Raw genomic sequence first — 19,267 nt, 5'->3', positions numbered from 1 at the left:
TTCTCTATTCAATGTGTAGGTCGAGTGGTGTCTTGCTGCTGCGCCCGCCAATCTCACGGGTTAACTTCGGTACTAGGTAGCCTGAAACCTCAGAGATTAATCCTTTAAAGTGATGTTTCGCTTCTTCATCTGAAATATAGAAATGAGCGGCGCCCTGAACCTTATCAAGTACATGCATATAGTAAGGTAAAACACCGACGTCGAATAGCTTTTCGCTTAATTCTTTCAATGAGTTAGCGCTGTTATTTACGCCTTTAAGCATCACGCCTTGGTTGAGCAGAGTAGCACCACTTAACTTAAGCTTGTGGAAAGCTTGTTTGAGCTCTAAGTTAATTTCGTTGGCATGGTTAATATGGCTCACCATCACCACATTAAGGCGAGTTTGAGCTAACAATTGGCATAGTTCATCCGTTACTCGAGCGGGAATCACAACCGGTAATCGGCTATGAATTCGAGCGGTCTTTACATGTGGAATCTGTTCGATGGCATTGATCAGCCATTCGAGTTCGCTGTCTTTTGCCATCAGTGGATCACCACCTGACAAGATAACTTCGTTGATCTCTGGGTGAGCCGCCACATAGTCGAGACTGGTTTGCCAAACCGACTTCGAGCCCTTGTTATCTTGATAAGGGAAGTGACGACGGAAGCAGTAGCGGCAGTTAATTGCGCAACCGCCTTTCACAATCATCAGTGCACGGTTCTTGTATTTGTGCAGTAGCCCAGGAATGGCGTTGTCTTGCTCTTCCAGTGGATCAGCGGAATAGCCTTGGTGTACCTCAAACTCTTCGCTTAGCGGTAAAATTTGTCGTAGCAATGGATCGTGTGGGTTGCCTTTTTCCATTCGTTCGACAAAGCTAAGAGGTACCCGAAGTGCAAATAACTCACGAGCAGCGAAGCCTGCTTGCCATGGTGTTGGGTCTATTTCCAATGCCTCAAGCAGTTTTGTCGGGTCAGAGATCGCATTCGATAGTTGTTTGAGCCAGTTTTGCTCAACAGATTCGACTTTTCGGGTTATGATATGCGGCATTGAAATTAACTCAAAGATGTGGAAGAGAAAATCATGGCGTCAGTAAGCACCAATGAATTCAAAGGCGGTTTAAAATTCATGATGGATAACGAGCCTTGCTCAATTATCGAAAATGAATACGTTAAGCCAGGTAAAGGCCAAGCGTTTAACCGTGTTAAACTTCGTAAACTGCTGTCAGGCAAAGTGTTAGAGAAAACATTTAAGTCAGGCGATACAGTAGAACTAGCGGACGTTGTAGACGTTGAACTAGGCTACCTATACAGCGATGGCGAATTCTACCACTTCATGAACAACGAAACATTCGAGCAAATCGCTGCTGATGCAAAAGCAGTAGGCGAGACTTCTAAATGGTTAGTTGAAAACGACGTATGTACTCTAACGTTGTGGAATGATAACCCTATCACAGTAACTCCACCAAACTTTGTTGAGATCGCAGTAACAGAAACCGATCCTGGCCTTAAAGGCGACACACAAGGTACTGGCGGTAAGCCTGCAACTCTAGCAACTGGCGCGGTAGTTCGCGTACCTCTATTCATCGCAATCGGTGAAGTTGTTAAAGTTGATACTCGTACTGGCGAATACGTTGGTCGTGTGAAGTAATTGACTTCAAGTATCTGAAAAAGGTCGCTTAGGCGGCCTTTTTTTGTACCTCAATATTGGGGAAGAGCAGATACGAGTAATACGAGATGCGGGATACGAAGAGCTGGAAAATCAAGAGTGAGTAAGCCAGATGCGATTCACAATGGTCACAAGGTTACATTGTGTGACCAGCATCATATTTTGGTTGTATTCTGGATGAAAATCAAAAATTTTATCTAACTTATAGATTTACAAGGTGTTTTTGGCGTTTATATATCGCAACAAAAATATCTCAATACAATATGTGGCTGTTTAGTATTGATTTTGTGAATGTGTGTGGTGGGAAGGGAAGCTGATTACAATATTGTTAGAATGAGTAGAGTCTACTAGCTTTATACGCGATGTTATTAAGCAACTATGTGGATATTAATATGAGACTTAATGCAATTACGTTGGCTCTTGGTTTGGTTAGTATCGTCGGGCTTTCAGGATGTGATGACGATGATACAACCGTGTCAACCACGACTCCGAGTGAGACTCCCTCGACTCCCAGCTCCCCAGCTGAAACGACTAAATACAGTGTGACTGCAATTGATGGTTATTTACGTCATGCTCGAATTTGGTTAGACCTTAACGGTAACTACGTCTTAGACGACGGTGAGCCTAATGCTATTTCTGGTGATGGCGGAGTTGCAGATTTAGACGTCACCGATGTCGACAACCCTGAACAGTACCCTGTCGTTGTGCAAGCGATCTCCGGGCAGACGATTGATGAAGATGAACCTGATGTTACGGTGTCTGACGACTATATTATGTCAGCCCCTCCAGGTGAAAAAGATGTCACCCCTTTGAGTACGCTAGTTCACGTATTGATCGAGCAAAACACTACAGATTCTGACGATGCTGCTGCGGTTGAAGCAGCAAAGCAAGCTGCCATTCAGCAAGTCGCTGATCAGCTAGGCTTAGATGAAGATGAAATCTTAGGTGATTTTGTTGAGTCAGGTGTTGAGGCTGCCGCTTATGCCGCTGAAAACTTGGTTGATTCAAATGTTTTGCCTTCATCTCCTCAAGAGTTGCAAGAAGTTGCTGAAAGTGAAGATAAAGGGACTAAGTTTATCTCTGTGACTGCATCTGTGAATAATGAAATCAAAAAGAAAATTGAAGAAGTTGCAGGTGATAGCGATAAGACATTTGATAATGTTGGTGGTGCGACAGAGGGTGTCGATTTTTCTAATGACACAGATGATGACGGCGTCCCCAATGACTTAGATGACTTTCCGAATGATCCCGATGAAAGTCTGGACTCCGATGGTGATGAGATCGGTAATAATGCCGACCTAAATGATGATACGGTGGACGGAGAAGATGACATCTACCCTGATGCCAATGATGCGTTTCCAACGGATCGTTCTCGTGCTGGTGACCATGATTCGGATGGGGTAGACAGTATTGATGATGTCTTCCCACAAGATCCAACCGAGTGGGCTGATAATGACTCTGATGGCTATGGTGACAATCAAGATGTATTTGATAATGACCCAACCGAATGGGCAGATACGGACGGTGATGGTGTTGGTAATAATGCCGATAAATTCCCATCGGATCCCAACGAGTCCTTAGATACGGACGGTGATGGCGTTGGTAATAATGCCGATGAATTCCCAACCGATGCGACCGAATGGGCAGATACGGATGATGATGGCTTAGGCGATAACGAGGATGACCCGTATCCAAACGATACGGATAACGACAGTTACAACAATGATGTTGATGAATTCCCAACCGATGCGACCGAATGGGTCGATGTGGACGGTGATGGCGTTGGTAATAATGCCGATGTTCATCCAGAGGATGGAAATAAGTCAATTGCTGATGTTGTGGCCAATGTTAGTGCAACTGATGTAGCAATTTTAAACATAACAGATCGCGATATCATTACACTGGATATTGAGGTCGAAGAAATGGTTGAGACACTGAATAGCGGAGAGATTGTTACCACCATAACTACTCAATATATCACTGCTGATGACGTGGTATATGGCACGACACAAAGTGTCGATCACCTGTTAAATGATGACTTTACTCGTATCCAGACCTTTGCGTACGACTATAACCTCGATGGTACTGCACGTTACGAAGGCATGTCTCTTGAAATTGGTACTAGAACCGAAACAAACGAGACATATTGGCGCTATATCGATGAGGCTGATGCATCTCTTGAGGGCGGTTTCGGCGGTAATGGTCGTGTCTATGAACAAGGCGTAGCCTTAACATCTAGAGTTCACCCAAATGACTTATCTCAAATAGATACAATACATAGTGTATCAGTGGAATTTGAGGACGTCGCAGAGGGCGTTCAAGCGGTCGAAACGTTAACCGAATACACGGTAAATGGCTTTGATATCGACGATGTTCAAACCCATCAAGCTCAATGGGCTCAGACTTTAACCACTGTAACGCAGGATTACGTGCAGAGTTTCGTGGAGTCTAAGCAGGACTGGGGTGCAGACGGTTACATCAATGTTGAACTTCGATTTAATAATATCCCTGATGGTAGCTATGTCTACGAATATTCGACACCAGTATGGGCGAATCCGGAGGATGGTGAGTTCCATGAATACGCCGATTTTAACTTTAACGATGGTAAGTGGGACGAGCTCACCTCGTACTGGAACTATTACCGCAAAGAGGTGCTAATCAATGGTGATGTTCTTGAAAGTGGAGAGCGTTCGGTTCTAAACGAGGAAACGAACACACTACTCATTGTCGATAGTGATCCAATCAATACCTTGTTCCAAGAATGGAATGCCGTGTCTCGTTCTGTCAGTGATGTGGAAAAAAATAAACACATAGAGTGGCAGCACTACCCATTAGCGGATTATTCATTTACGACTGACACTGATAATGTCGGACAGGCCTATCGCGTTTACCAGAAACAATCTAATGGCCTTTGGGTTGCTACCTCATTTGATGAGTGGGGAACACAAGCGGTTGTTGATCTACCACAACAGGTAGAGGATGCCCGTGCTGATGGCACAGAGTTGGAGCTTATTGATGACCAAATCATTCCAGGCCTGAGCCGATACGCTACGCTGTTACCTACAAGCAGCTTCCAATACGATGACAATGGGCCAATTCAATGGCACGTTGTAACGCAAGACTACCTATTGACTTATACGGGTATTCCAACACTGGTTACATTGAACCTTGGTGATAGTGGTGTGGTTTCTGGTTCGTTCACCGGAGTGAATGACGTTGATATGGTGCTTATGGTCCCGGATGTTGAGAATCCTTGGCCTTGGCACAATGCTTACTATCGCAGGGGCATAGACACTTGGAGCATGGACCTAACGGAGGAAGCGTTTAGTTGGCATAACAGTCTAGGAGTGTTCTTCTTAGACGAGACAGCTGCGCAAGATTATCTTGCAGAGTTTTTAAATCAAGATAGCGACGACGATGGCTTTAAAGACTACGAGGATGCTTTCCCTAATGATCCAAATGAATGGGATGATAGTGATGGTGACTATGTTGGCGACAATAGCGATGCCTTCCCTTATGACTCATTAGAGTGGGCGGATTCTGATAGTGATGGTTTAGGCGATAACCATGAGAATGCAACCGAAGGTTTAGATCCGAATAATGCTGATTCAGATGAAGACGGCGTTTATGACGGTGAAGACCTTTATCCAACCGACCCAAATAAGTGGACTATTACCGCCCAAGAGTTTGCGGAGCAAGAGGGGACTCTTTACGGATTCTTCAGCGATTGGAGCGAACTATCGTTCGTAGATATTCTGTTTAAAGAAACCTTGAGTTATGGCGGTGATACGTTAACCCTTACGGAACTCATACAGTACCGTGGTGATCAATCCTTTATCCAGCTACCACTTGAAGCTGAGGGGGACGTACAGCTCACTGAAAACGGCTGGCAAACTCCGGTAGGTTATACGATAGACTTCTCTGGAGAGCAACTTATTGCCTATCCAGAAGACAATTCCAGTTTCTATTATTCAGTAGAATCAGAAGTGGTAAACCTATCGGGTATGGCATTGTATGAAGTCTACTTTGAGTGGTTCGACTTCATGGAAGAGGCGAGGTTCGCTGAAGGCTCACAAGCGGTAATGTTTACCTTCTCTCCAGCCGTAAACCAGTACTTCCTATGGGAGGGTGGTAGTCCGTACGTGAGGTTCTCTGACGTCGGTTATGATACGGATGGTAGCTCTATTACAAGTCTGGACGACATTATTGTGTCGCAGTCGGTCGGTGAGTCGGTTTCCACAGATCTTACTACCTCTGTTGGCCTCTATCTAGACTTTGATATCGAGTTAGTGAGTGATGGCACGGCGCATTATTACTTCTTTGATTGGGACGCAGGAACGGCAAGTCGCGTCGCTACTGCGGATTACTTACGTTACACATTACACGGTGAAGATATCGTCGAATTTACCGTACCAGTTGAGGCTATGCCCTACATGGGAGAGGGGGATACGCCTACCATGATCTTTAGCATGTACAATGGTGAACTTACGGTAGGTGAGATTGAGGCGCCAAGTGCTGAACCGTCGGACGATACTATGTACGCTTTCAATGGTATTGCCGCACAGTCTATAGAAGATGGTGTAGTGTTGAGCGATTACCTATTTACCTGCTACTTGGGTGATAGCGATGATCAGTCAAGCCCAATCATGGCTGACTATGAGCTTGCGATTACGGATTGTGGCGGTCGAACTCACATTACCAGCGAAATGGTCGAGGGTCTAAACTTCCAACGCGTTAAAGGCAATGGAAATACTCGTGACTACTTGTTCAATGCTGATGGCACAGTGCATGTGTTGAAGGGAGAGGGCGGTAACTATACTGACGATTGGGTCATAGAAGATGGCTTGGTTAAGATCAGCTATTCTGATGAATCGGAGAGCTTCACGACTTACTGGGCACTGTTAGATTCGTTGGATGATACGTGGTCAATCAAGTTCTATGAGAACGAAGTTGTGGACGGTCAATCAAGTAGCTATATCTGGATGGATACTATTATTCAACAAGATCGTCCGATTGTGCTTGAAGAGTGCTACATCGGTGATGCAGAACCTGTTGAGGGGCAACCTATCCCGAGTATGAGTGACTACGAAACGGCGATCACGGATTGTGGCGGTCGAACTCACATTACCAGTGAGATGGTCGAGGGTCTAAACTTCCAACGCGTTAAAGGCAATGGAGATACTCGTGATTACTTGTTCAATGCTGATGGTACTGTACATGTATTGAAGAGTGAGGGTGGTGACTATATCGATGACTGGGCCATAGAAGATGGCTTTATTAAGGTTAGCTATTCTGATGAATCGGAGAGCTTCACGACTTACTGGGCGTTATTAGAGTCAATGGAGCAAACTTGGTCAATTAAGTTCTTCGAGGAAGAAACGTTAGGCGGTGTGACTGAAAGTTGGATATGGGCAGATACCGTGGTGCAACAAGATAGAAACGCTCTGCAGTTTGACCCGACTAACTTGGTATTGATGGAGTACGATGGTAACACCCTCTTTTTCCATGATAACGGCAGTATGAGCTATATCGGCAATGATGGCACTGAGACCTATGGGAACAGTTGGATGAAAACTTCAGCTAATACCATGATGATAACTTATGAAGATACCTCAACCGAGCAATGGGTACTTTTATCACAAACTGATGATGAATTAACTATCTCTAGGGATGGTTCAGAGGAGGTGCTTACAAATGTTACCTACGAGGGAACAGTAACGGTCTGTGAGGATGGTGATTCACCGTGGGATGATTTTACGGACCAACCCTCTGACTTTGGCACTCGTTCGGACTATGACAGCGCAGTCGCCAACTGTACCGTTGGTGGTGCTCAGTTTATAGAGTCTGATTTCACAGGTAATGGCAGTGAAAGTTCTCGTTGGGAGCTCATCGATCTTTGGGAGATAAATGGCACCGTCATGGCTGTAGTTGAAGAAGAGGTTGTGTTCCATAGTAACGGTACTGGCTACTTTGACGATGATGAGGGATTGTTCGGGTTCGATTGGGTGATTTTGAATGGTGAGGTGACCTTAACCATAACCGAAGAGGAATTTATAGGAGCCAAAGACACCTGGAATAAGGTTGATCAAGATGGAGAGTATATTACGACTAAATCCTTCTGGAGCGATCCAACCTGGAGCAACCCTGCGCCGGCAGAGGGAGAAGCTGAGATATTCTCGGGTGTGATGCGATTTGTGGGGTTTGAATAGCCGTAACGCATAGACTTATCATCTAACATAGAATAAACGCCTAGGGTCAAACCTAGGCGTTTTCTATTTAACTGTTAAATCATAAAAATGAAGATAATAGACAGTGCGCTGATTAGGCCTGCAACGAAGTAGCAGCCCACTTTACCTGCAACGCCGACGTGGAACTTAAGGTCGTGCATGCCGTGGTGAAGGCGGTGCATTGCGTGCCACATTGGCAGTGCTAGCGTACCGATGATGAATAGCGCACCGATAATGCTGGTGGCAAATTCAGACACACGCTCGTAGCTCATTGCGTCCGCATCGATGATGCCCATTGGCACTAAGATACCTAACACTAGAACCGTGATTGGTGTGATCATCGCGAACCAAGTACCGCCAGCGCCAAATAGGCCCCACCAGATTGGCTCGTCAGAGCGTTGTGGGTTGTGGTTAACAGGTTTTACTTTGTAATTTGTGTTCATAACGAAAGCTCCTTACACCACAACAAGAACGATTAAAGAAATAAAAGCCACCGCTGCCCACTGGGTCAGTACGATGATTTTTTTATCAACCAATTTGCCTTTAAGACGGATTGGCATTACTTGAGGCATCATGCTGAAGAAGGTTTGAGCGTGCAGCAAGCTGCCTAGCAGTGCCACGATGTTGATACCAACGACGATAGGGTTCGCCATAAAGCTCAACCAACCAGCCCAAGCTTCAGGGCCTTTCACTAGTGCACCCAAACCGAAGGTTAGGAACAGAGTGAATAGAATCAAAGGCAGTACAGTCGCTTCACGTAGCATGTAGAAGCGGTAGAACGGATGGTTGCTCCACCACGTTCTCTTCATCTCACGAACATAAGGCTTACGATTGCTCATATTATGCCTCCTCTGCTGTTTTTACTTGCGATCCGTCTGGCTTGAACATCGAGATAACGAAGTCCATTGAAGACTCAACTTTACCTTGGTTTACTGCAGCCGCTGGGTCTACTTTCTTCGGACATACGTCAGAACAGTAACCTACAAACGTACAGCCCCAAGCGCCATTGTCGCCATTGATAAGCTTCATACGTTCAGCTTTACCATTGTCACGGCTATCTAGGTTGTATCGGTGAGCAAGAGCAAGTGCCGCAGGGCCGATGAACTCAGGGTTTAGACCAAACTGAGGACATGCTGCGTAACACAAACCACAGTTGATGCAGCCAGCGAACTGCTTGTATTTCGCCATTTGCTCTGGAGTTTGGATGTTCGTGCCGTCTTCTGGCTTACGGTCGTTACCGATGATGTAAGGCTTGATCGCTTCAAGGCGCTCGATGAACGGCGTCATGTCGACAATCAAATCTTTTTCGATTGGGAAGTTAGCCAAAGGCTCAATTTTGAAGCCGTTTGGATAATCACGTAAGAAGCTCTTACACGCCAGTTTTGGCACGCCATCAACCATGATGCCGCAAGAACCACAAATCGCCATACGACAAGACCAACGGTAAGACAGGTCTTTATCTAGGTTGTCTTTGATGTAACCGATCGCATCAAGTACTGACATGGTTTCATCAAACGGCACTTCAAAGGTTTGAAAGTGAGGTTCTGCATCGTGCTCAGGGTCATAACGCAGGATTTCAATTTTTTGGATTCGATTCGCTGACATTATGCTTGCTCCTCTTCGCTCTTCTTCGCATTCTCTTCTGCTGCTTTTTCAGCGGCAGCGGCTTTCTCTGCAGCTTCACCGTACAGACGAGCTTTAGGTTGAGATTTGGTGATCTTAACGCCGCTGTAGTCGATGGTTGGTGCTGCATCTTCGTTGTAGAAAGATAGAGAGTGTTTCAGGAAGTTCACGTCATCACGTTCTGTGCAGTTGTCGTCTAGACGTTGGTGTGCACCGCGAGACTCTTTACGAAGGATCGCTGAGTGAACCATCGCTTCTGCAACTTCAAGACCGTAACCCACTTCGATAGCGTAAAGTAGGTCAGTGTTGAATACTTTGCCTTTGTCTTTAATGCTGATCTTCTTGTAGCGAGCTTTCAGTTCAGTGAGTTTGTCGATGGTCTTTTGCATCAAGTCTTCTTGACGGTAGATACCACAACCCGCTTCCATGGTGTGACCCATTTCAGTGCGGATATCAGCCCAGTTCTCATCGCCTTCTTGGCTTAGCAGACCTGCGATGCGATCTTCAACCGCTTTCACTTGCTTCGCGATAGACTCTTCATTCCAGCCTTTGAATTCTGCTGCACGTTTCACGGCTTGTTCACCCGCTACGCGACCAAATACAACGAACTCAGCCAGAGAGTTAGAACCTAGGCGGTTTGCACCGTGCAGGCCAACTGAAGCACATTCACCAACGGCGAATAGGCCTTTAATGCGAGTTTCACAGGTACCGTTAGTTTCAATACCACCCATGGTGTAGTGAACGGTTGGACGAATTGGGATTGGCTCTTTTGCTGGGTCGACGTTTACGTACGCTTTTGCTAGCTCACAGATAAACGGTAGGCGTTCTTGCAGGTACTCTTCACCAAGGTGGCGAAGGTCAAGGTGTACGACATCACCAAGCGGGTGCTTGATGGTGTTGCCTTTCTGCTGCTCGTGCCAGAATGCTTGAGAAACTTTGTCACGAGGACCCAGTTCCATGTATTTGTTTTTCGGCTCGCCCACTGGAGTTTCAGGGCCCATGCCGTAATCTTGCAGGTAACGGTAGCCGTTCTTGTTGACGATGATACCGCCTTCACCACGACAACCTTCGGTCATCAAGATGCCAGTGCCCGGTAGGCCTGTTGGGTGGTATTGAACGAACTCCATATCACGCAGTGGTACACCGTGGCGATAAGCCATTGCCATACCGTCGCCCGTTACGATGCCGCCGTTGGTATTACAGTGGTAAACACGACCTGCGCCGCCGGTTGCTAGAACAACAGATTTTGCTTTGATGGTAACAAGCTCACCTTCAGACATGTGAATCGCGATTAGGCCTTGTACTTCGCCATCTTCAACGCCGCTCTGGTTTTCTACGAGAAGGTCCACCACAAAGTACTCATCAAATCGTTTGATTGTGTCGTACTTCATCGAAGTCTGGAACAGAGTATGAAGCATGTGGAAGCCGGTTTTATCCGCTGCGAACCACGTTCTCTCTACCTTCATACCGCCGAATCGGCGTACGTTTACTTCACCGTTTTCTTTACGACTCCATGGGCAGCCCCATTGTTCCATTTGGATCATTTCGCGAGTCGAGTTTTCAACAAAGTATTCAACAACATCCTGTTCACATAGCCAGTCGCCACCGCCAACAGTATCGTTGAAGTGGTTATCTAGGCTATCTTCGTCTTTAATTACCGCTGCTGAACCGCCTTCTGCTGCCACCGTGTGCGAACGCATTGGGTAAACTTTAGAAATCAGTGCTACTTCCAATTCAGGATTAGCTTCAGCTGCTGCAATTGCTGTACGAAGACCAGCGCCGCCTGCGCCGATGACTGCGATATCTGTGGTAATTGTCTTCACAGTTATTCTCCAGTGTGATGCGGAGTATTCCGCTTGTTATTATAAAAAGCATTTAGAGAGTACTTAAACGGCATCAACCGTTTATCACCCCTAAGCCTTAAGTGGTAGGTTCAGTGTAAGAGAGGAAGGTATTCGAAAAGTTGATGCATTTGGGTTTTTAGGTCGGTAGTGCATATGGAGGCATAGAAATTATAGGTTATGTGACTGCAATCACGGCAATGAATTGTTGATAACGATTAACCCACAAGACTTGTGTTAACGGCTTGTTGAGTATGATTTTTGTTATCAATGTGGACGTGAAAGCTGTATTGATAATTGTATTGTAGAACGTAATTTTCTGGCTTCATTAAAGCAACATTTTGCTTCCATCTATAGAAAGATAGAAGCTTACAAAAGAGGCGAAAGGTGGTAATTTCCGTCGCCTAGAATTCAGTAATATGGAACTTAATAATGCACTCAACATGGCAACCAGCCGCAACCATTAAGCAGTTAAAGCAACGTGCTGATATCCTTAATCAAATCCGTCAGTTCTTTGCTGAGCGAAACGTGATGGAAGTGGATACGCCTGCGATGAGCCACGCCACGGTGACGGACGTGCATTTGCATACTTTCAAAACTGAATTCGTAGGGCCGGGTTATGCGCACGGTCAGCCTCTATTCTTTATGACTAGCCCTGAGTTTCATATGAAACGTCTATTAGCGGCCGGCAGTGGCTGTATTTATCAAATTTGTAAGTCTTTCCGGAATGAAGAAAATGGCCGTTACCACAACCCTGAGTTCACCATGTTGGAGTGGTATCGCGTTGGCTTTGATCACCATGACCTGATGGATGAAATGGATTTGCTGTTACAGCAGGTACTTAAAGCAGGCTCAGCACAGCGAATGACTTATCAACAAGCCTTTATTGATGTGTTAGGTGTGTGTCCCCTGGAAGATTCGATGGCTACGCTAAAGCAAGCCGCAGCAAAACTTGGGCTAAGCGACATTGCAGATCCAGAACAAGACCGCGATACCTTGCTGCAGCTGCTGTTTAGTATTGGGGTTGAAGCTAAGATCGGGCAGCAAGTGCCTGCGTTTGTTTATGACTTCCCAGCATCACAAGCTGCACTAGCCAAGATTAACCCGAATGATGCTAGGGTAGCGGATCGCTTTGAGGTGTATTTCAAAGGGATTGAATTGGCAAACGGCTTCCATGAACTCGATAAACCACAAGAACAACTTCAGCGCTTTGAAGGTGACAATGCCAAACGTATTGAGATGGGCTTATCGCCTCAACCGATTGACCATCACTTGATTGAGGCATTAAAAGCGGGCTTACCAGACTGTGCGGGTGTTGCTTTAGGTATCGACAGGCTAATCATGCTGGCGCTGGGCTACGACCACATCGATGATGTGACGGCTTTCCCGTTCCCACGTTCTTAACTTTTTGCTTTTGTTTTACTGAGAGTTAATAGTCCTTAGCTAGTAACGGTTAACTATTAACTCTCAGCTTTCAATCCGCTTCGCTAGCTAACCAGAATACCTGTGCTCTATCTGACCAAAATGCCGGTGCCTACTAGCTGACCAGAATCCCAGTACCCACCACGGCAACAATGGCACCTATCCAAGCGTAGGCATTTGGCCTCTGTTTGGTGTACAGCCAGAGTATTGGTAACAACATGATGGGCGTGGTTGAAGATAACAGAGCGACCATGCCGACATTACCTTCCTGAAGCGCATACAAGATCAGCGTCATTCCCACCGCCATCGCTAAAAATCCGTTCACTGCGGTAATCGCAAATATTTGACCATTCATCGGGTTGATTGCGCGTGAGAGCTTAGCGCCAGTTAGACGAAATGCGGAGTGAGCAACAAAAGCGGTGATCATACGAATCGCTGAAGCGGCAACAGGGTCTATGCTGGTTTGCATCACGGGTTTTGCAATAATACCGCCCAAGGCTTGGCAAATAGCGGCAGTGATTCCGAGAGCTACACCAATCCACACGGTGCCCTTGATGGTTTCGAGTTGGTTGTTGGCTTGTCCTCGACGACCAAAGAATATCGCGGTTAAAACGCCGCTAAACACCAAAGCCGAGCCAATCAGCTCCACCGAAGTCATGCTTTCGCTAAATAGGAAGTAACCAAGAATTGCCGAGAACACGGCGTGACAAGAGAACAGCAAACCTGCTTGGCGCGGTCCCATTCTGTTCAAACAAGCAAATAGGGCGGTATCACCAATGAAGATGCCAATTAGCCCAGACAGCATCATCGGCGTGACTAGGTCTGCTTCGACCGTTGACCAGCCACCAGTAAACCAAGCCATGCTCGATAAGATGATAGCAGTGCAACCCATGCGCCAACGGCTATAGGCGAAAGAACCTAAGTGTTGAGCAGGCTTTACTGACATCAGGCTCGCGATAGCCCAAAGAAAAGCGGCAGCAAGAGCCAGCCATTCGAATCCCATTGAAGTGTACGTCCGTGTCAAAATGTAGAAGTGGGGGATTCAATATGCACTAAACCTTCCAGATAGCAAAGACGTGATTACTATCTGGAAGGGCATTAGTAGGGATTAACGTACTAGGTGATGATAAACAGGGCGAGGTAAACCATCAGCAAGCCCACAATACCTAAGATGATGCCCATCTTCGCCATGTCTTTGCTTTCGATAAGCCCGGTCGAGTAGGCCAGTGAGTTTGGTGGTGTCGATACGGGCAGAATCATGCCAAGTGACGCAGAGAAGGCGACCACAACCAGCAAGCCTTGCAGACCACCAATCGCAACTAGGCTTTCCATGGAAGCACCAATTGCAGCGGCTATCGGCATCAGCAAGTTGGCCGTCGCAGTGTTTGACATGAAGTTCGCCATTAACCAACACACGATAGACAATGTCAGTACCACAGCTGCAGGTGACAGCGATTCATAGTCAATTGCGTGTGCGAGTGCAGCGGCTAAGCCTGTTTTATCTAAGCCAATACCAATCGCAATACCACCTGCGACCAGCCACAACACATCCCAGTTAATCAGCTTGAGTTCTTCTTTGCCCATGATGCCAGTGAGCGTAAACACAGCCAGTGGAATGATAGACACGACATAGGTGTTCATGCCGTGCAGTTTGGTGGTCATCCACAATAAGATTGTCGCAGCGAAGGTGATGTAAACCACAATCGCTCGCCAGCTCTTTCTAAATTGTCCATCAAGCTTGAGCACCATGTTTCTTTCTTTAGAAGGGAAGAGTTTTTGTAGAAGAAACCAAGCGATGGTGAGTTGGATGATCACAAAGGGTAAGCCCATCATCATCCAGCTGAGGAAGTCGATGGTATTTTCACCCGTTAGGTATTGCAGCGCGATGGCATTGGGCGGTGTACCGATTGGGGTTGCGATACCGCCAGTATTGGCAGCAATTGGAATACACAACACGAGCGCTTTGATACCCATATCGCCTTTTGGTGCAGATGCGACGATCGGGCCTAACAGCGCAAGCATCATTACCGTCGTTGCGGTATTTGACATGAACATTGAGAACACGGCGGTGATCAGCATTAAGCCGAGCATAATGAAGCGCGGTTCTGTACCAAATGGTTTAAGTAGCACTCGAGCTAGGTTGTTATCGAGTTCGTACTTGGATGCGGATATCGCAAGAGCAAAGCCACCCATGAAAAGGATGATGATTGGTGATGAAAATGCACCGAAGATGTCGGTATATTTGATTAACTCACCGAGATCGTGCCCCGCTGGTGGATTTCTGAACAGGTGTAAACCTTTGTCAGATATCATCACCAGTTCAAGCGCAATGATCAAAATGGAAGTGGCGAATACCGGAACAGGTTCAAGCACCCACAGCAGGGCTGCTAATAAGAATATCGCCAACAGGCGGTGTTGAATCAGCGTGAGATCATCGATTGGTATTGAATCTATCGGCATGAATAACACGCCTAAGGGAATCGCAAAACAAATCAACAGCTTGACCAGAACGCCAACATTGAGTTTAGGCATGTACAAAGACCCTATAAATAAAATATCTTCAAATAGAGTAAGTTATCTGGATTTCTGGTACTTGGAGACGGGTTGGAAAATCAAAAAGTTGTTTAAGGCTTCGACAGTTGTTTTGTTTTTGGTCAATCTTTTATCTGGGCAATTAGAGACAAGAGTGAGAAGCAGCAGGTGGCTGGGCAGGGTTTGAAAGATTGAGTTGTTAGAGCTTGAGTAGCAAATGAATCGGTAGAGTTAAGAAAAAGGCGCGTTCTTCTCTGAAATAGAAAAAGTAACGCGCCTTGAAAGCTTAAATGAGTTAACTCAAATTGTTAAGCTTGGTCAGTGTTTTCAGCAGAATCGGTAACAACATCGTCATTTGCTTGCGCTTCTTTGCCAGCAATGTGCGCGAAAGGTGTACCAAGAACCGTTTTCTCGCCATTTTGCATAGTGTCGTCAAACTTGATCGCATCTTTAGCGAACAGGTTGATAACGGTTGAACCAAGCTTAAAGCGGCCCATCTCTTCGCCTTTCTTCAAGATGATTGCTTTGTCACCTTGTGCAGGGTAATCCCATTTGTAAACCGAGTTACCACGAGGTGGGGTGATGGTACCTGCCCATACTTGCTCGATGCTACCTACGATCGTTGCGCCAACCAGCACTTGTGCCATTGGGCCAAATTCCGTATCGAAGATACAAACGACACGCTCATTACGTGCGAATAGGTTTGGAACGTTTTCTGCCGTTAACGGGTTAACTGAGAAAAGGTCACCTGGAACGTAGATCATCTGGCGCAGTGTGCCGTCGCATGGCATGTGCACGCGGTGGTAATCACTTGGAGACAGGTAAAGCGTTGCGAATTCACCGTCTTTAAATTCATCCGCTAGCGCAGCATCACCACCCAATAGCTCGCGAGCTGAGTAGTTATGGCCTTTCGCTTGAATCAGTTGACCGTCAGTAATTGGGCCAAATTGGCTCACACGTGCATCTGCAGGGTGAACAATAACAGACTCACCTTCAGCGATAGGACGCATGCCTTCTTTCAATTCACGCACGAAGAATTCATTGAATGTTTTAAAGTGTTTTGGATCGCTATGCAGAGCTTCATCCATGTTCACTTTGTATTGCTTGATGAACCAGTTGATGATCGCTGTCGTTAAGCCGCCCGCTTTAGCAGACGCAAGTTTGCCGACTAGGCGAGTTAATCCATGTTGTGGAATCCAGTACTGCAATCCAACTTTAATCTTATCCATTGTATTAATTTTCCAATGCTAATTGTTTTTCAATTAAATCTGTCGATGACGGTTTAGGGCGCGAGATGTTACTTAAATTCGCGCCAATTGTCAGTAAATGCACACATTTGTTCACAAAAACGCGATTAGAGATCGGCTTTTTTGTTGCGTGAATACTGACGGTTATCTTTGTTACTCGCCATGCTTTCAATGATGCGGTGGTAGTTGTCGAAACGTAATCGACTGATCTTTCCGTTTTCTACCGCTTCGCGCAGGATGCAGCCTGGGTCATCAATGTGTTTACAGTCACGGAACTTACAACCGCCAAGGTAAGGCTTGAACTCGATAAAGGCTTCAGTGATTTCGTCGGCCTCTAGGTGCCATAGGCCGAATTCACGCACTCCTGGTGAATCAATCAGATCACCACCAGAAGGGAAGTGGTATAAACGAGCTGCCGTGGTTGTGTGCTGACCAAGACCTGAGTTCTCAGAGACTTCGCCTTCTTCAATGTCTAGCGTAGGCATTAATGCATTCACTAGGCTTGATTTACCCACACCCGATTGACCAACAAAGATGTTGATACGGTCTTTGAGTTCAGCTTCCAGCTCTTTGATGCCGTAGCCAGACTCTTTACTCACGAACATCACTTTATAGCCGATCTTCTCGTACTCTTTAAGTGTTTCACGGTATTCAGCAATCTGCTCATCAGTCAGTAGATCGACCTTGTTCAGTACAACAAGCGGCGCGATGTTTACCGTTTCTGAAGCAATTAGGTAACGGTCGATAATATTAAGTGATAGCTCTGGTAGCACAGCCGATACGATAACCATTTGGTCGACGTTCGCAGCTACTGGCTTTAGGCCATCGTAGTAATCAGGGCGAGTCAGCATTGAAGTTCTCGGCTCAACCGCTTCCACAACGCCAGAAATACCGGCCATTGATTCTAAGCCTGCGCGCCAAGTCACTCGGTCACCAGAAACTAAAGTCTCGATACTACGGCGTAAGTTACAACGATGAACTTCGTTAGTTTCAAGATCTTCGATATCAGCATGTTGGCCAAAGCGCGTAATCACGAGTCCGCTTTTGGTTCCGCCAAGCATGTTCTCATCCCATTGGATAGAATCTTCTTTCTTGAGTCGCTTGTTCTGGTTGCTACGTACACGACGTACTTGACCTTTGGTTAACTTCTTTTTTTTAGCCACAATTTTTCACTTAACACATCTAACTTGATGATTGGGGACTCAAACAGGATGTTGCTGGTACCACGTGATTTCGATGGTCCTAAAGCTAGTTTGAGTATAGTTATTTGGGTATAGTACCTCTTTTACACATAAACAAATAGGCGACGCCTTATGTCCTTTAGCGATCAGAACCTTATTTGGGTTGATCTAGAGATGACAGGACTTGATCCTGAAACTCATAAAATCATTGAAATTGCTACTATCGTTACTGATAGTGAGCTTAACATCCTGGCTGAAGGACCTGTTTTGGCTATTCACCAACCTCAGAGTGAATTGGACAAGATGGACGAGTGGTGTACAACGACTCACACTGGCAGCGGCCTCGTGAAGCGAATTCAAGAAAGCACGGTTTCAGAGCAAGATGCCATCCAACAAACCATTGAGTTTCTTGAAAAATGGGTACCAAAAGGTAAGTCACCAATTTGTGGCAACAGCATTGGTCAAGACCGTCGTTTCCTATACAAGCACATGCCAGAGTTAGAAGAGTACTTCCACTACCGCTATGTTGACGTAAGCACTCTGAAAGAGCTGACTCGTCGTTGGAAACCTGAAGTGTTAGATGGTTTTTCTAAGTCGGGAAGTCACCTTGCGTTAGACGATATTCGAGAGTCGATCGCCGAGCTGCAGTACTACCGAAAAACGATTATTAACATCTAGTCGAATAAAATGATCACGTTTATCTAACTTTTCAGGGACATAAGAGCCGTTTTTTTTGCAAATCTGTGTGCTTTTACAGCAGTTGAGTAAAAAGTTTCGTAATTTTGCATTAAGGACTTGCATCACAAAAAAATGCTCTTATAATTCGCAGCCCTGAACGGAGAAAGACGTTTTCAGATTGCGATACTAGCTCAGTTGGTAGAGCGCAACCTTGCCAAGGTTGAGGTCATCGGTTCGAACCCGATGTATCGCTCCAATTTGTAGGTTACGGCGAAAGCGGTAATCGAAAGGTGAAAGACCTTTTATAATGCGATACTAGCTCAGTTGGTAGAGCGCAACCTTGCCAAGGTTGAGGTCATCGGTTCGAACCCGATGTATCGCTCCAAATTCTATTCTTAGAGCTTTGCTCAGAATGAAAATGGTTTAGTCTCATTGTCTTAAACAATGCATTCGGACGCGGGATGGAGCAGTTTGGTAGCTCGTCGGGCTCATAACCCGAAGGTCGTCGGTTCAAATCCGGCTCCCGCAACCACATTACAGTTAGGCGCTATCTGTTGCCCAAGGCGGTAAGAGCTGCCCAAGGCAGTATGAGCAGCGAATAACTAATGCGATACTAGCTCAGTTGGTAGAGCGCAACCTTGCCAAGGTTGAGGTCATCGGTTCGAACCCGATGTATCGCTCCAATTTAAAGAATCATCAACTTAATTGATGCATCCGGACGCGGGATGGAGCAGTTTGGTAGCTCGTCGGGCTCATAACCCGAAGGTCGTCGGTTCAAATCCGGCTCCCGCAACCACATTACAGTTAAGCGCTATCTGTTGCCCAAGGCAGTATGAGCAGCGAATAACGAATGCGATACTAGCTCAGTTGG

13 protein-coding genes and 5 tRNA genes are annotated in these 19,267 nt (G+C 46.1%); 9 read left to right on the top strand and 9 right to left on the bottom strand.

Annotated features, from left to right (window positions below; all coding sequences use genetic code 11):
- Positions 1-4 precede the first annotated feature (4 nt).
- Positions 5-1,027, bottom strand: coding sequence for an EF-P beta-lysylation protein EpmB (gene epmB, locus AB4507_RS02260; protein ID WP_372182156.1), 1,023 nt, complete (start codon positions 1,025-1,027; stop codon positions 5-7).
- Between the two features lie 33 nt (positions 1,028-1,060).
- Between epmB and efp the strand changes: the two genes are divergently transcribed.
- Together efp and AB4507_RS02250 are read left to right on the top strand one after the other, a co-directional pair.
- On the top strand, positions 1,061-1,627 hold the full coding sequence (gene efp, locus AB4507_RS02255; RefSeq protein ID WP_017067165.1) for an elongation factor P: 567 nt from the start codon (positions 1,061-1,063) through the stop codon (positions 1,625-1,627).
- Between the two features lie 410 nt (positions 1,628-2,037).
- Positions 2,038-7,854 (top strand): hypothetical protein, encoded by a 5,817-nt coding sequence (locus tag AB4507_RS02250; RefSeq protein WP_372182155.1) that lies wholly within the window; start codon positions 2,038-2,040, stop codon positions 7,852-7,854.
- 74 nt (positions 7,855-7,928) lie between these two features.
- On the opposite strand, the gene frdD is transcribed toward AB4507_RS02250, so the two are convergent.
- From frdD to frdA, 4 genes are read right to left on the bottom strand one after another with little or no spacing between them, the layout of a single operon-like run.
- On the bottom strand, positions 7,929-8,315 hold the full coding sequence (gene frdD / locus AB4507_RS02245; protein WP_065584500.1) for a fumarate reductase subunit FrdD: 387 nt from the start codon (positions 8,313-8,315) through the stop codon (positions 7,929-7,931).
- 12 nt (positions 8,316-8,327) lie between these two features.
- Positions 8,328-8,711 (bottom strand): fumarate reductase subunit FrdC, encoded by a 384-nt coding sequence (frdC, locus tag AB4507_RS02240; RefSeq protein WP_017061300.1) that lies wholly within the window; start codon positions 8,709-8,711, stop codon positions 8,328-8,330.
- Between the two features lies 1 nt (position 8,712).
- Positions 8,713-9,477, bottom strand: coding sequence for a succinate dehydrogenase/fumarate reductase iron-sulfur subunit (locus AB4507_RS02235; RefSeq protein ID WP_009847917.1), 765 nt, complete (start codon positions 9,475-9,477; stop codon positions 8,713-8,715).
- Positions 9,477-11,318 (bottom strand): fumarate reductase (quinol) flavoprotein subunit, encoded by a 1,842-nt coding sequence (frdA, locus tag AB4507_RS02230; protein ID WP_372182153.1) that lies wholly within the window; start codon positions 11,316-11,318, stop codon positions 9,477-9,479. The genes AB4507_RS02235 and frdA overlap by 1 nt, the downstream gene beginning before the upstream one ends.
- A gap of 450 nt (positions 11,319-11,768) precedes the next feature.
- Between frdA and epmA the strand changes: the two genes are divergently transcribed.
- Positions 11,769-12,740 (top strand): elongation factor P--(R)-beta-lysine ligase, encoded by a 972-nt coding sequence (gene epmA, locus AB4507_RS02225; protein WP_372182152.1) that lies wholly within the window; start codon positions 11,769-11,771, stop codon positions 12,738-12,740.
- A 133-nt stretch (positions 12,741-12,873) separates the two neighbouring features.
- On the opposite strand, the gene AB4507_RS02220 is transcribed toward epmA, so the two are convergent.
- From AB4507_RS02220 to rsgA, 4 genes are all read right to left on the bottom strand, one after another.
- Positions 12,874-13,761, bottom strand: coding sequence for a DMT family transporter (locus tag AB4507_RS02220; protein ID WP_017071213.1), 888 nt, complete (start codon positions 13,759-13,761; stop codon positions 12,874-12,876).
- 113 nt (positions 13,762-13,874) lie between these two features.
- Positions 13,875-15,290 (bottom strand): DASS family sodium-coupled anion symporter, encoded by a 1,416-nt coding sequence (locus AB4507_RS02215; protein ID WP_017061303.1) that lies wholly within the window; start codon positions 15,288-15,290, stop codon positions 13,875-13,877.
- 308 nt (positions 15,291-15,598) lie between these two features.
- Complete coding sequence (gene asd, locus AB4507_RS02210; protein ID WP_017063172.1) at positions 15,599-16,519, bottom strand: archaetidylserine decarboxylase; 921 nt, start codon at positions 16,517-16,519, stop codon at positions 15,599-15,601.
- A 125-nt stretch (positions 16,520-16,644) separates the two neighbouring features.
- Entirely contained in the window at positions 16,645-17,700 is a 1,056-nt protein-coding gene (gene rsgA, locus AB4507_RS02205) for a small ribosomal subunit biogenesis GTPase RsgA (protein ID WP_017061306.1), read from the bottom strand.
- 150 nt (positions 17,701-17,850) lie between these two features.
- Here rsgA and orn point away from each other — a divergent pair, with 150 nt between their 5' ends.
- The 6 genes from orn (at position 17,851) to AB4507_RS02175 (ending at position 19,192) form a co-directional block, all read left to right on the top strand.
- The gene (gene orn / locus AB4507_RS02200) at positions 17,851-18,396 is read left to right on the top strand and encodes an oligoribonuclease (RefSeq protein ID WP_010434065.1); all 546 of its coding nucleotides are present in this window, start codon (positions 17,851-17,853) and stop codon (positions 18,394-18,396) included.
- A 180-nt stretch (positions 18,397-18,576) separates the two neighbouring features.
- Positions 18,577-18,652: transfer RNA gene (locus tag AB4507_RS02195), tRNA-Gly, on the top strand.
- A gap of 53 nt (positions 18,653-18,705) precedes the next feature.
- Positions 18,706-18,781, top strand: a tRNA-Gly gene (locus AB4507_RS02190).
- A gap of 70 nt (positions 18,782-18,851) precedes the next feature.
- A tRNA-Met gene (locus AB4507_RS02185) sits at positions 18,852-18,928 on the top strand.
- Between the two features lie 75 nt (positions 18,929-19,003).
- Positions 19,004-19,079, top strand: a tRNA-Gly gene (locus tag AB4507_RS02180).
- Positions 19,080-19,115: 36 nt separating this feature from the next.
- Positions 19,116-19,192: transfer RNA gene (locus AB4507_RS02175), tRNA-Met, on the top strand.
- The last annotated feature ends 75 nt before the right edge of the window (positions 19,193-19,267 follow it).

Source organism: Vibrio sp. 10N.222.54.A3 (genome assembly GCF_041474095.1).
In the GTDB taxonomy this organism is placed as follows: Bacteria; Pseudomonadota; Gammaproteobacteria; order Enterobacterales; family Vibrionaceae; genus Vibrio; species Vibrio crassostreae_C.
Note: the sequence above shows the minus strand (reverse complement) of the source record. Positions and strands in the feature narration are given on the sequence as shown.

Coding starts and splice junctions, on each gene's coding strand:
- epmB (WP_372182156.1), bottom strand. CDS start 1,027: ATGCCGCATATCATAACCCGAAAAGTCGAATCTGTTGAGCAAAACTGG.
- efp (WP_017067165.1), top strand. CDS start 1,061: ATGGCGTCAGTAAGCACCAATGAATTCAAAGGCGGTTTAAAATTCATG.
- AB4507_RS02250 (WP_372182155.1), top strand. CDS start 2,038: ATGAGACTTAATGCAATTACGTTGGCTCTTGGTTTGGTTAGTATCGTC.
- frdD (WP_065584500.1), bottom strand. CDS start 8,315: ATGAACACAAATTACAAAGTAAAACCTGTTAACCACAACCCACAACGC.
- frdC (WP_017061300.1), bottom strand. CDS start 8,711: ATGAGCAATCGTAAGCCTTATGTTCGTGAGATGAAGAGAACGTGGTGG.
- AB4507_RS02235 (WP_009847917.1), bottom strand. CDS start 9,477: ATGTCAGCGAATCGAATCCAAAAAATTGAAATCCTGCGTTATGACCCT.
- epmA (WP_372182152.1), top strand. CDS start 11,769: ATGCACTCAACATGGCAACCAGCCGCAACCATTAAGCAGTTAAAGCAA.
- AB4507_RS02220 (WP_017071213.1), bottom strand. CDS start 13,761: ATGGGATTCGAATGGCTGGCTCTTGCTGCCGCTTTTCTTTGGGCTATC.
- AB4507_RS02215 (WP_017061303.1), bottom strand. CDS start 15,290: ATGCCTAAACTCAATGTTGGCGTTCTGGTCAAGCTGTTGATTTGTTTT.
- asd (WP_017063172.1), bottom strand. CDS start 16,519: ATGGATAAGATTAAAGTTGGATTGCAGTACTGGATTCCACAACATGGA.
- orn (WP_010434065.1), top strand. CDS start 17,851: ATGTCCTTTAGCGATCAGAACCTTATTTGGGTTGATCTAGAGATGACA.